The organism is Companilactobacillus mishanensis (assembly GCF_003946505.1).
GTDB classification, from domain to species: Bacteria; Bacillota; Bacilli; order Lactobacillales; family Lactobacillaceae; genus Companilactobacillus; species Companilactobacillus mishanensis.
Genome location: NZ_RHON01000005.1, coordinates 1 through 12,624 on the forward strand (window position 1 = coordinate 1; position 12,624 = coordinate 12,624).

Here is a 12,624-nt window from a genome sequence, read left to right on the forward strand (position 1 = left end):
CTCCAAGTTATCGCTCTCGCTCTAACTCTTTGGCGCCGTTGCTCTGTCGCAACAACAAATAATATATTACCAATTCACTTTGTCTCTTGCAACCCTTTTTTACAAAAAAAATCAGAAATTATTTGCTGTTAGTAATTTGCTTCATTGCATCCCTTATCCAGGTGCTTTTTTGGTCTTTTATAGTCTGATATCCGATTGAATTCTTGTAGTTCGTCCAAAAATGTTTGTGTAGGATTGGTCTACCGTATTTAGTATCTTGTAATGCTCTTATAGATAAGCTGACTTTCTGATTGTATTCATCTATATCCATTACTACTACTTCTACTCTATCACCGACTTTGTACTCATTTTCAATGTCAGTTACAAAACCATGCTTCAGTTCTGAAATATGAACCAGTCCCTGTTTTCCATTCGCTAAATTAACAAAAACCCCGTATGGCTGTATCCCTGATACTTTTCCTGAAATCCGATCGCCAATTTTCATAGCCTATCTCCTTTATCTTTTATACAATTCTGTGTCACAATGTCTTTATACCTATATCATATAGAAAATGGTGACAATTAAATGACAGACACAATCTATGACATCGTAATTATTGGTGGAGGTCCAGCAGGAATGTTTGCTGCTTATTACGCCTCACTAAGAAAACTTAAAGTTGCTCTCGTAGAGAGTTTACCTAATTTAGGTGGTCAACCGCAAACTTTATATGCACAAAAAGAGATTTTTGACGTTGCTGCCTTACCTAAAGTATCTGGTACTGAATTAACTGATCAACTTATACAACAACTGAATTTTCTAGACGTCGATCAATTATTGAGCACTTCAGTAACTGATATCAAACAAACTAATGATAACATTTGGTCACTTACGACTAATAACGGAACAATTAATACTAAGTCGATAATAGTAGCAATTGGAAATGGTGCATTCAAACCTCGTAAGTTAACTTTTGATTATGATCCTTCTATAGAAGAAAACAATCTTTGCTATTTCGTAACAGACATTGATGAATTCAAAGATAAGAACATCGCAATCGCTGGCGGTGGAGATTCCGCAGTCGACTGGGCCATCCATTTAAATGACATTGCGAATGAGACTGCCTTGATCCATCGCCGTAACAAATATCGTGCTATGGAATCTAGTGTAGATAGTTTGAACGACTCAGATGTTGAACAACTCAATCCTTACATAATAAAAGATGTTAAGTACAACAACGATGACAATAAGAAAATCGATGTTACTTTGAAGAAGATCAGAGCCGACGAAGAAAAAGTTATTACTATAGATAAACTTCTTGTTAACTATGGCTTCGTTTCTGATTCAAAAATTCTAAAAGATTGGAATTTAGAACTTGAAGGTCCTTTTATAAAAGTTACCCAACAAATGGAAACTAACCTACCAAACGTTTTCGCAATCGGAGACATTGTTACATACCCTGGTAAATTACAACTTATTGCAACTGCCTTTGCTGAAGGTCCTATGGCCGTCACTAAAGCAATCAAAAACATTTATCCTAACAAAGACTACTTCGAACACAGTACTTCACTATTCAGTTAATAAGATCTGAATTTTTCGAAGTCTTTAATGTTATTTTAAGGTAACCTGTTATAATGGAGTTTAATTTGAATTTAATGGAGTTGATTGATTGAGTTACGTTATGAGTCTAGTCGACTTTATTCTCCATATTGATGCTCACATGGTCAATATTGTTAATAACTTTGGCATTTGGACATACCTAATATTATTTCTGATTATTTTCATCGAAACAGGTGTGGTCATCCTTCCATTTCTCCCCGGAGATTCACTAATATTTGCAGCAATGGCGTTAGCAGCCAACCCTGATTACATCCTTTCACCGTGGTTACTGTTTCTGGTATTTTTCGTCGCCACAGTTTTAGGTGATTCAATGAACTATGAAATTGGAGAACATTTTGGTGAATTTGCAACGAGAAACAAGTATTTAAGTAAACTGATAAATAAAGAACATTTAGACGAAGCACATGCCTTTTTCAATAGACATGGTGGAAAAACTATCGCAATCGGTAGATTCATCCCCTTGATCCGGACATTTGTTCCATTCGTTGCCGGAAGCGGTACGATGCCTTACGGAAGATTCATCAAATTTAATATGCTTGGTGGTTTTCTATGGGTACTTCTTTGTTCCAGTGCGGGATTCCTCTTCGGAAACATCCCTGCTGTACAAGAACACTTTTCAATTATCATAATTGGAATCGTAGTTGTTTCCTTGATTCCTATCTTGGTTACAGCCTTGAGAAATAGAAAAAAAGCTGCAGAATAACAAAAAGACTAGAATTTGGTTTTCATAACCAAGTCCTAGTCTTATTTTTTTTGAAAATATTTATAAATGTTCAATCCTTCGAATAACACGAAGAATAATACAAAACACTGTGTAAAGAACTCTTCAGGTAATACGTCGATTATTGGATCAAGTGATGCGTCGAACAGCCAATCGTTATTTCTAAAAAGAATCTTGTGGAAAATTACAAAAAAATCGTCGAAGTCTACTACCATTAATGCTGCCAAAATCACTCCAACAATAGCTATGTAAAGGAACACTTTGTTATAGTAGGCGCGCTTTTTGCGATTGAGCCAGACGTATATTCCAGAAATTATCAAGACAGCAAAATTTAACATGAAGAGTTTTTTGCAGTCCTCAAAATGGGTCCTTCCGGACAGTGACGACCTGAAATCGTCGAGGTGCCAGTGCCAGTCGAATGGATTTATCAAGTAGTACATCATTTGATTGTAATTATGCATCAGTCTGGATGAACTCATATTTGCTTCTTGATCTAAAAAGTAATGCCCAATATCAAAATGAAAAATGGGATAACTAGCAAAAATAGTGACCGTGATGGCTAACGTAAAAAAGAATAGTGCTAACCCAATTGTGTATATACCATCTTTTTGACTATTTGACATCCCACTCAGCCAAACTTTCAATTTGATAAGTTGGTTTACGTTCTTCCTTGGCAATATCTTCATGTGTGCTGAAACCTGTATATACAAGTAAAGTATCTAGTCCGGCATTTAATCCACACAGAATATCAGTATTGTAGTTGTCTCCGACCATGACTGCTTTACTACGGTCAAATCCCTTAGCTGAAACAGCATAGTCCACAATATCAGTTTCTGGTTTTCCAATATATTTAGCTTTCATTTGAGTCGCAGTTTCAACTAATGAAATAACTGATCCAGCACCAGGCACTAGTCCACGTTCATTCGGCAAATTAGTATCTGCGTTAGTCCCAATGAAAAATGCTCCACGTTTGATAGCTAATGTTGCAACCTCAAACTTGTGATAAGTAACATCGTAATCCAATCCGACTATCACTACATCAGGGTTATCTTCATCTAATTTGATTCCAGTTCCAAAAATGGCGGATTTCAAACCAAATTCACCGATCACATATGCGGTGTGATTGGAAACATCGTCGTCAAACATATGACGAACATAGTCAGCAGTTGCTAAAGAAGGTGTAATTACCTGTTCTGCAGTAGCGGTGATTTGGTGATTATTCATCAAATTATCGGCAACCTGTTGAGGTGTCTTAGTTGAGTTGTTGGTTAAAAAATAATAATTGATATTATTTGCGTTTAGTCGATCTACAAAATCGTGTGCTTCTGGTATTTTATCTTTTCCACGGTACATTGTTCCGTCAAGATCAATTAAGTATGTTTCGTAATTAGTCATTATTCTCTCGCTTATCTAGTTTTCTTATCTTAAATGTACGTGTACCGCTATTGGTATTTGTACGTTTCTTTGCTGGCTTGGCTGAACTATGGTGATTATTTTGAACCGCTAATTTATTCTTGCGAATTTGTGGCTTCTTCTTATTTGGAGTTCGCTTTGCATTCGATTTATGGTTTGGACCATGAGTTGTCTGTTTACTATTTACATGATGAGTCTTATGAGCATTATTCTTATTTCTCTCATTATGATGACTACTGTTCGTGTGGTTGTTAGGTCTATTACCTTTAGCATGTGCAGAATGATGCTTTGGCTTTGTAAGTGGTAACTTGTCCACTCGTTCCAAAATAAAATAAGCACATCCAAAATTACAGTATTCTATTAGATAGTCCTCGAGATGTGAAATCTTGTTATCCAAGTTACTTTCAAATCTCTTATCCATGAAAAAGCCTTTGAATCGCAGCTGGTCATAGCCCCAATCTCCAACTATGTAATCATATTTATCTAAAACAGTATTGTAACGTTCTTCAATTTTTTCACGATCAAAACCGTTATCATGATTTTCAATCAAGCGGTATTTGTTGCCATTGATCATAAACAAATCTTCTTCAAGCATGACGACATCAGCCTGTTTTGTTTCTTTTGGTTCAGCTGTATTTTCAGCCTTTTCTTTTGTTTTCTCTTGCAAATGATCACCTCAAATCGGGTATTTTTCTCTTAAATATTCTGCAAAAACGTTTCTCAAAAAGTCTGGATACATGATTTCATTTTCACCAACGATTTCAATAGTTGGGAAAAACGGAACGAACATATAATGGTCTAATAAAGCCAGTTTATATTCTTTGTTCATTTCCAGTTCATGTCCATTTATGTAAACATTTCTTTTTTTATCGATGGTTATCCCTCGATAAACTAGCTCGCCAAATATCTTACCACGAAAACCCATCCCTTTTTGCAAATGACGACGTAAAAACGGACGATTTTTTTCCATTTCCATAACCATGCGCCAAACATTATTACCGGTCATCGTAGTTTTCATAACGTGAATCGCATGAGGAAGCATGTTGTGTAGATCCTTTGCAGTAACTATTCCCGCTTTCAAATCAGTCAGAAATAATCCTGAGCTTAACACACCAGCATCGGCATCAGTAAATTTCTGGATTGCATTCAATCCTTCTTCAATTACTGGATGCTCACCATTGATATCTTTGGTCATTGTATAAGGAAGTTTGGCGATTTTCTTTTGGTCAAGTATCTGTTCACCTTGATCATACTTTTTCTGAATCCAATCATCATCGTTTGCTTCTGAAGGTAAACTAGCAGTCTCAGTAGTAAAAGCCTGCTTTGAAATGACTTTATTCTTATTCAACTGTAACTCAATGGTTCCAATATGTTGTCCATATTTACCAGCGGCAGCCAACAATACACCATTATCCATCTCACCATTTTTAAATAAATGATGCGTATGTGAACCAATTATGACATCGATTTCAGGATACTTATTGGCGATCATTCGATCCATTGAAACGCCTAGGTGTGATAGAAGTACTACTACATCACAGTTTTCATCCCTCAGCTTGGTAAGAACTTTTGGCATTTCATCTTGCATCAATCGAATATCCCAACCAAGTAATGGATATGTCAGTATATAAGGTGCAGTGAACCCGATAACACCAATTTTTGTTCCTGCCTTGGTCGTGATTGTCTTATATTGCTGTGCAAAATTAGCAATTTCCTCAGTTTTTTTATCATAAAGGTTTCCTAATATTACCGAAAAATTAGCGTCATCATATAAATGACTTAAATGCTGGTAATCGTTACCCAGTCCCTCATTGTTTCCGATAGTAGCACCATCATAATGTTGTAAGTTCATCCAATCGATATTTGCTCGTCCATCGGTTGCTTCACTTAGTGGATGCGCACGATCCATCGCATCTCCGATATCAAATAAGAAAAATTCACCATGTTCTGAACTCTGACGTTCTTGCTTGATAAAGCGCTCAATTTTTGGAAAGTTTTCAAAATGAGAATGTAAATCGTTTGTGTGGATAATTTTTATATTTTCCATGAAATCACTACTTTCCTTGTGTTTTCGCTAAAACAATCTTTTTCTTCTCGTACATCTCGATTATTTCTTCACCACGTAATGGAGAACCCCATGGTAAATCTTCACTCAAATACTCTCGTTCTGGAGCATCTACACCAATATTGATGTTTTCAGCAACCGGAACACTATAATGGTGAATATGACCGTGCAAATTTAAGATTTGTTGGACTTTTCCAAGTAACATTGGGTAGTGAGTACAGTAAAATTGCATATGATCAAATTTCAATAATGCTCCAACATCTTCAAATCGGAATCGTGGCAAACCATCTTCCATTGTTTCATTATGATGGTCTAAGAATTTGAATAATGAACGATAATCATGATTCCCCTTGATCAAAATCATATGTCCCTTTAATTGTTTTAAAATATCGTACGTCTCTTCATCTGTCGGAGTATCTTGAGGACGCATCGAAATGTCACCTAGATGGTATACTGTGTCTTTATCTTCAACACGTGCATTCCAAGCATCGATCATTTGTTGATTCATTGCGGCGCCATTTTTGAAGTGACGGGGAGCAAAGTCGTTAGGTTCTAATAGTTGATAGTGGTAAAAATGTGTATCTGATATAAAATAATTCATTCTCCCTCTAGTCTTCCTTTGCAATTATTTTATTTGCTTTTAGAATATCATTAAACGCGTCTCTTATTTTGCCTTCTGGCTTCTTGTACTCGATCCATTCGGTCAGTTCCATTGGTGGTACGGTATAATTTTCATTAACGTAATCTTCATAGATTCCAACTGCTGATGAATGTGGAATGTTCAATTTCAAAATTCTTACTTCCTTAATAAGCCCTAGCTCGGCAGCCTTTTCAGCACGTCCGTTCATTACCACATTACCAATTTCATAATATTTTGTACCATCATTACGCGTTATTTGCTCAATCATATCTAAAGTCTGTTGTTCATTATCCATCTATTTTTCACCTCAGTAAAATAATATCGTTTATAATAGTACATATCCAAAATTAGGAGTTTAATATGCACTCAAAAAATTTTCTTATAACAAATCTTGCTGCCATCGTTTTTATTTTCATATTCGGCAGTGGCTTCTCTGTCATTGGACATCGAGGAGATCCTATCAAAGCACCAGAAGAAACCTTTCAAAGTTTTGACACAGCTTTCCACGAAGGTGCTGATTATGTTGAGTTAGACCTACATGTGTCTAAAGATAATGTTTTGGTCGTGTCTCATGACCGTAACTTAGAACGAATCACAGGAACACCTGCTATCGTTTCTCAACAAAATTTCTCATATTTAAAAACTTTGACACAAAAAAATGGAGAACCTATACATAGTTTAGACGAAGTCTTCGCCCACTACAAAGATAATCCTAATGCAAAATTCCTAATTGAAACCAAAAAGACTAAAAAAGGCAGTCCCAAAAACATGGAGGATCTGCTAAACGTCTGTATAAACAAGTATGGAATGCAAAATCGCGTGATGTTTCATTCATTTTCTGCCGAAAGCTTGAAGAAGGAATCCGAATTGATGCCTTCCATTCCAAGAATTTTCATTGCTGGTACGATCAAACGTGTTAACTTTGAAATTCTACAATACGTCACAGGCGTTAACCTTTCATCAAATATAGTGACTCCAGAAATAATCGACGACATGCATTACATGCACAAAACCATTTATGTCTGGGATGAAATGAACGAGAGTCCAAGTAAGTGGAATACGTTAGTCAACATGCCGATCGATGGTGTTGTAACTAACTTCCCCGCTACTGGTAACGAGTATCGAAATTTGAAGGATAAATCTAAAGAGACCAGTTTCAATCAGAACACTTATTATTTTGGAACAAAAGACTTACCAGTCTACGAAAATCCTTATCGACAAATTAAAACCAAGAAACAAGTCCATCCACTAGATGGATATCATGTTTCGAACATCATTAATTTTGAAGGTCAAAAATACGTTCAAATTGGTGAAAATGAATTTGCCAAAGCCACGGGATTCAATCCTGATTCAGAGCTGCTGGGACTAAAACCTTATTATGGTGCAAAAGCAATCTATCGTGGTCAACAATCAAACAATTACCTATATAATGATCCAGCTGATCCAGACAGTCTTGCTGGTCGTCTAACAATCAATAAACCCGAAAAAATATTCAACATTCAAAAAATCGGTTCCGAAACTTGGTTGCAACTTTCAAGTGGCTGGATCAATTCAAAGAATGTCCTGATTCAACTAAACAATTCAAATTACAAAGGTATCAATAGTAAAGATAGTTATTTTGATTTAACCAAAGGACAACGATTCAACAATGTAGATTTGATGAAGAATTTCCAATTTCTGAAATCGAATGGACAAGATGTCTCTAGTAGCAAACTATTAAAGCTGTTCGATCATGTACCTTTCATTGTTAATCAAAAATCGTATAACAGTTCAATTAATAAAATCTAGCATAATTAGCCATTAGCTACTTAGTTTGATAGAATGGTTTAAATTTATATCGGAGGTTATTTATATGTCAATCGATTGGGAAAAGGAAGTTTCACACCGTTCAGATGAATTACTCAATGATCTTTCAGAATTACTTAGTATAGATAGTTCTAGAGACATTGAACACAAAACCGATGACTTTCCATTAGGTCCTGGACCTGCAAAAGCTTTGCAAACATTTTTACATTTTGCAGACCGAGATGGATTTTCTACTAAAAATGTCGACAACCTAGCTGGTCGCATCGAATACGGCGAAAGTAAAGATGCAATTGCCATTCTTGGTCACGTTGATGTCGTGCCTGAAGGTGCTGGTTGGAACACCAATGCTTTTGAACCAACCATAAAAGACGGCAGAATATATGCACGTGGAACTTCTGATGATAAGGGCCCTAGTATTGCAGCATATTATGCACTAAAAATAATCAAAGAACTCAAGTTGCCCGTTTCCAAATCGGTTCACATGATTTTAGGAACTGATGAAGAAAGTGAATGGGTCGGAATGAATCGCTACATGGAAACTGAACAAATGCCTGAAACTGGCTTCTCACCAGATGCTGAGTTCCCTGTTATCAATGGCGAAAAAGGTATCGTTTCATTCGATCTACAATTCCCAGTTTCCAAAAATGGCGTCGTTAAGAGTTTTGAGAGTGGCCTTCGTGCAAAAATGGTTCCGCAAAATGCTACTGCTACTATCGACACAACTGATGTTGATATCACAGACTTGATTGAGACTTTCAATGAATACTTAAAACAAAATAGTGAAGTGACAGGAAACATTTCAAATCAAGAAAATATCTTTACAGTATCTATCGAAGGTAAAGGTTCACATGCAATGGAACCGTACAATGGAGTGAATGCAGCAACTTATTTAGCAAAATTCATTACTCTATTGCCTCTAAACAACGCTGAAAAAACATATTTTGAATTCATCACTAATTCACTTCATTTAGACTTTTATGGAAACGGCTTATCGATCAACAACGAAGACGGTGTTATGGGCAAACTAACAGTTTCTCCTGATATACTAAAATTCGATCACGAACAAGCTTCTATCCTATTAAATATACGTTATCCAAAAGGTGATACTGGTGATACATTGACAGAAAAGCTCAACAACGTTTTACCTACCAATGTGACTGCAAGTATTGATGGTCACAATCAACTACCTCACTTTGTATCAGCTGATGATCCGCTTGTTCAATCATTAATGGATGCTTATCGAGCCCACACAGATGACGAAACTTCAGAACCATTTACCGTTGGTGGTGGAACTTATGGCCGAATCTTGAAGCACGGCGTTGCGTTTGGTGCAATGTTCCCTGGTGATGAGAACGTTATGCATCAAGCAAATGAATACGTCGTTTTTGACAATTTACTTAAAGCAACAGCAATTTATGCAGACGCAATTTACCGTCTGATCAAATAGAACAGAAGCTCTGTGGAATTTAAATTTCACAGAACTTTTTTGTTTTTGAGCGTATAATATATTTTTATTATATAATTAGACCATGTAACTTTTTAAAGGGGCTTATCTAAAGTTGAAAAATTTGTGGAAGAGTATTGTTGCCAGCTTTAAAGGAATCAATAGCTGGTCAGATTTTGCCACTAAGGCAAATCTAACAATCGAAGTTATCCGAAGAATCGTTTTATACATTATAGCGGGCATTTTTGTCATGCTTAGCTTGGCCATCGGACTTGGTCTTGGTTATGTTTCTGCATTAACTAATCAAGTTGCGGTTCCAACAAAATCAGAAATGTCAGCACAATTAAAAGATGTAAATAATTCAGCATCGTTATACTTTGCCAATGACAAGAAAGTTGAAAGTCTTCAAAAAACCTTAGTTGGTAATCGTGTACCGTTATCGGAAATGTCACCTTATTTGACCAAAGCGGTCGTTGCAACTGAAGATAGTGACTTTTACCGCCATAACGGTGTTGAGCCTAAATCACTTTTCAGAGCCGTCTTGTCTGACGTTACCGGTATCGGTACTCAAACTGGTGGTTCAACTTTGACTCAACAAACTGTCAAAATGCAATTACTATCATCTGAAACTACTTGGAAACGTAAAGCTGTCGAGATATTCTTGGCTATGCGTGTCGATAAGTACTTCACTAAAGATGAAATACTTGAAGACTATTTAAATGCCGCAACACTTGGACGTAACAACAAAGGTCAGAATATTCAAGGTGTTCAAGCAGCTGCCAAAGGTATATTTGGTAAGGATGCCTCTGACTTGAATTTGGCTGAATCAGCATTTATCGCTGGTTTGCCACAAAGCCCTTCTATCTATACCCCTTATGATGTTAAAGGAAGAGTCAAAGATGATATCAGTCTAGGGATGAAACGTAAAAACATCGTCCTCTACAGAATGTATCGAGACAATAAGATTTCTGAATCCGAATATAATCAAGCCAAGAAATTTAATTTGAAAGATGATTTCATCAAACCTGGCAAAGCCAGCACCAAGAAGATCAAATATGGGTATGTCTACAACTTACTTACAGAACAAACTCGCACGATTTTGATCAAACGTTTGGCTAAAAATGATGGTATCTCATATAACGAACTCAAGAAAGACAAGAGTTTGTACCAAAAATACTATACTCAAGCAGACACTGAACTACATGATAAGAACTACCGTGTTGATAGTACTATTAATAAAAAGCTCTATACTGCCATGAATGAACAAGCTCAAGGATTCAAGAGCAACCTTGGTACTAGTCATACTGATACAGCTCAAGACCCTAATACTGGTAAAACTATCAAAGTTGCAGAACCTGTTCAAAATGGTTCAGTTCTATTAGATAACAAGTCTGGACAAGTTCTTGCCTTCGTTGGTGGTGTCAACTTCAAGAAGTCTCAATTGAATCACGCATTTGACACCAACCGTTCTCCAGGTTCATCGATCAAACCATTGATCACATTTGCTCCAGCAATTGAAAATGGAGTAATCGGATCTCAGTCAATGTTGGCTGACTTTAAGACTAAATATAACGGGTACGCTCCTACTGATTATGGTGAGACGATTCAGAATCGTTTTATCTCTGCAAGAGAAACACTTGAAGAGTCATACAACATTCCATCAGTTAACTTGTATAACTACCTGATGAAGAATGGTGTCAGCTCCAAGTCATATATGGAAAAGATGGGTATTCATCTTTCTGATAATGAATATAAACAACTTGGGATCACACTTGGTGGTACTGCTACTGGTGTAACAGTTCTTCAACAAGCTAGTGCCTTCTCTACCTTTGCTAACAAAGGTGAGCACGTGGATCCATACGTTGTTGATAAAATCACTGACCCAACAGGTAAAGTTATTTATCAACATAAGCATGCTAAGAAACGTGTCTTCACCAAACAAACTTCATATATCATTCAAAACATGTTACATGGTGTTGTTACGAAAGGTACTGCTTCCGCCCTATCATATGAATCAAACTTCAGTACGAAGAATATGTTTGGTAAAACAGGTACATCTAACGACTACCGTGATAACTGGTTTATTGGAAGTACTGATGGCATCACACTTGCTTCATGGATCGGATACGACAACTTTTATGGTAAGAATCACAACTTAGCAAGTAATTCGACTGATATTAATCAGGAATTATGGTCGCGTATGGCTAATGCCGTTTACAAAGACAGTCCAGGTATCATGAATGTCCACAAGAAGTTCAACCGACCTTCTGGCGTTCAATCTTACAAGGTCGACAAAGAAACTGGTACAAGAACTGGCTCGATCGAATACAATGGCATGACTTCAAAAGTCAGTCAACACACGACCCAATCGCTCTATTACAAAGGTAATCCTAAGTCAATGTCTTATGGAAACTTTGCAATTGGTGGTAAAGCTAAAAACTACAAGCTATTCTGGAACAACTACTTTGGACGTGACAACGGATATGGTGTTGTTAAACAGTTAGGTAAGAGTTCTAAGTCTGCCAAAGAAATCGCTGCTGAAAACGGTAGTGGTAAGACTACTGGATTTAGTAACAGTACAAATGGTGACGGTTCTTCTGAAGTTATAACTAGTGGCTCAAGCAGCACTACAACTTCGAGAACATTCAATAACTCAACTACCACAAATGGTAATGCTGAAACCGGAACTGGTAGTTCTGGTGGATCAGGTTCATCATCTGGCAGCGGATCATCCGTTGGTTCTGGTGACGAAACAACTACTGAAAACGGTACAGGTGGAACAGGTTCTGCTGGTGCCGGTGGTGAAAGCACACAATCTGGTGGTACTGGATCATTAGGTAGAGAATAATAGAAATTCAAAAAAGGAGCAGTGACTGAAGTCACTGCTCCTTTGCGTTTTCTGACATTACAATTTTATATTAAATACGATTTTCTTTTT

The 12,624-nt window shown here is 36.7% G+C and carries 12 protein-coding genes; 5 read left to right on the top strand and 7 right to left on the bottom strand.

Annotated elements, in window-relative coordinates; all coding sequences use genetic code 11:
- Positions 1–118: 118 nt before the first annotated feature.
- The gene (locus EKM63_RS06555; protein WP_125704944.1) at positions 119–484 is read right to left on the bottom strand and encodes a CvfD/Ygs/GSP13 family RNA-binding post-transcriptional regulator; all 366 of its coding nucleotides are present in this window, start codon (positions 482–484) and stop codon (positions 119–121) included.
- An 81-nt stretch (positions 485–565) separates the two neighbouring features.
- Here EKM63_RS06555 and EKM63_RS06560 point away from each other — a divergent pair, with 81 nt between their 5' ends.
- Both EKM63_RS06560 and EKM63_RS06565 read left to right on the top strand, forming a co-directional pair.
- The gene (locus tag EKM63_RS06560) at positions 566–1,558 is read left to right on the top strand and encodes an NAD(P)/FAD-dependent oxidoreductase (protein ID WP_125704946.1); all 993 of its coding nucleotides are present in this window, start codon (positions 566–568) and stop codon (positions 1,556–1,558) included.
- Positions 1,559–1,658: 100 nt separating this feature from the next.
- Positions 1,659–2,300 carry a DedA family protein gene (locus EKM63_RS06565; protein ID WP_164504928.1) on the top strand — a complete coding sequence of 214 codons (642 nt, stop codon included), beginning with the start codon at positions 1,659–1,661 and terminating at the stop codon, positions 2,298–2,300.
- A gap of 41 nt (positions 2,301–2,341) precedes the next feature.
- On the opposite strand, the gene EKM63_RS06570 is transcribed toward EKM63_RS06565, so the two are convergent.
- From EKM63_RS06570 to EKM63_RS06595, 6 genes are read right to left on the bottom strand one after another with little or no spacing between them, the layout of a single operon-like run.
- Positions 2,342–2,941 carry a TIGR01906 family membrane protein gene (locus EKM63_RS06570; RefSeq protein ID WP_125704950.1) on the bottom strand — a complete coding sequence of 200 codons (600 nt, stop codon included), beginning with the start codon at positions 2,939–2,941 and terminating at the stop codon, positions 2,342–2,344.
- Entirely contained in the window at positions 2,931–3,713 is a 783-nt protein-coding gene (locus EKM63_RS06575) for a TIGR01457 family HAD-type hydrolase (protein WP_125704952.1), read from the bottom strand. The genes EKM63_RS06570 and EKM63_RS06575 overlap by 11 nt, the downstream gene beginning before the upstream one ends.
- Positions 3,706–4,398 (bottom strand): YutD family protein, encoded by a 693-nt coding sequence (locus EKM63_RS06580; protein WP_125704954.1) that lies wholly within the window; start codon positions 4,396–4,398, stop codon positions 3,706–3,708. Before EKM63_RS06580 ends, EKM63_RS06575 begins: the two co-directional genes overlap by 8 nt.
- 9 nt (positions 4,399–4,407) lie before the next feature.
- A complete protein-coding gene (locus EKM63_RS06585) occupies positions 4,408–5,778 on the bottom strand; it encodes a bifunctional metallophosphatase/5'-nucleotidase (protein WP_125704956.1) in 1,371 nt (456 codons plus the stop codon).
- Positions 5,779–5,785: 7 nt separating this feature from the next.
- The gene (locus EKM63_RS06590; RefSeq protein WP_125704958.1) at positions 5,786–6,397 is read right to left on the bottom strand and encodes a metallophosphoesterase; all 612 of its coding nucleotides are present in this window, start codon (positions 6,395–6,397) and stop codon (positions 5,786–5,788) included.
- Between the two features lie 7 nt (positions 6,398–6,404).
- Positions 6,405–6,731, bottom strand: coding sequence for a hypothetical protein (locus EKM63_RS06595; RefSeq protein ID WP_125704960.1), 327 nt, complete (start codon positions 6,729–6,731; stop codon positions 6,405–6,407).
- Positions 6,732–6,796: 65 nt separating this feature from the next.
- Between EKM63_RS06595 and EKM63_RS06600 the strand changes: the two genes are divergently transcribed.
- The 3 genes from EKM63_RS06600 (at position 6,797) to EKM63_RS06610 (ending at position 12,534) form a co-directional block, all read left to right on the top strand.
- Positions 6,797–8,224: a glycerophosphodiester phosphodiesterase gene (locus EKM63_RS06600; RefSeq protein WP_125704962.1), complete on the top strand. Its 1,428-nt coding sequence runs from the start codon at positions 6,797–6,799 to the stop codon at positions 8,222–8,224.
- Between the two features lie 64 nt (positions 8,225–8,288).
- The gene (gene pepV / locus EKM63_RS06605) at positions 8,289–9,689 is read left to right on the top strand and encodes a dipeptidase PepV (protein WP_125704964.1); all 1,401 of its coding nucleotides are present in this window, start codon (positions 8,289–8,291) and stop codon (positions 9,687–9,689) included.
- A gap of 112 nt (positions 9,690–9,801) precedes the next feature.
- Positions 9,802–12,534 carry a transglycosylase domain-containing protein gene (locus EKM63_RS06610; protein ID WP_125704966.1) on the top strand — a complete coding sequence of 911 codons (2,733 nt, stop codon included), beginning with the start codon at positions 9,802–9,804 and terminating at the stop codon, positions 12,532–12,534.
- The last annotated feature ends 90 nt before the right edge of the window (positions 12,535–12,624 follow it).

Coding starts and splice junctions, on each gene's coding strand:
- EKM63_RS06600 (WP_125704962.1), top strand. CDS start 6,797: ATGCACTCAAAAAATTTTCTTATAACAAATCTTGCTGCCATCGTTTTT.
- EKM63_RS06585 (WP_125704956.1), bottom strand. CDS start 5,778: ATGGAAAATATAAAAATTATCCACACAAACGATTTACATTCTCATTTT.
- EKM63_RS06575 (WP_125704952.1), bottom strand. CDS start 3,713: ATGACTAATTACGAAACATACTTAATTGATCTTGACGGAACAATGTAC.
- EKM63_RS06555 (WP_125704944.1), bottom strand. CDS start 484: ATGAAAATTGGCGATCGGATTTCAGGAAAAGTATCAGGGATACAGCCA.
- EKM63_RS06590 (WP_125704958.1), bottom strand. CDS start 6,397: ATGAATTATTTTATATCAGATACACATTTTTACCACTATCAACTATTA.
- pepV (WP_125704964.1), top strand. CDS start 8,289: ATGTCAATCGATTGGGAAAAGGAAGTTTCACACCGTTCAGATGAATTA.
- EKM63_RS06560 (WP_125704946.1), top strand. CDS start 566: ATGACAGACACAATCTATGACATCGTAATTATTGGTGGAGGTCCAGCA.
- EKM63_RS06565 (WP_164504928.1), top strand. CDS start 1,659: ATGAGTCTAGTCGACTTTATTCTCCATATTGATGCTCACATGGTCAAT.
- EKM63_RS06595 (WP_125704960.1), bottom strand. CDS start 6,731: ATGGATAATGAACAACAGACTTTAGATATGATTGAGCAAATAACGCGT.
- EKM63_RS06570 (WP_125704950.1), bottom strand. CDS start 2,941: ATGTCAAATAGTCAAAAAGATGGTATATACACAATTGGGTTAGCACTA.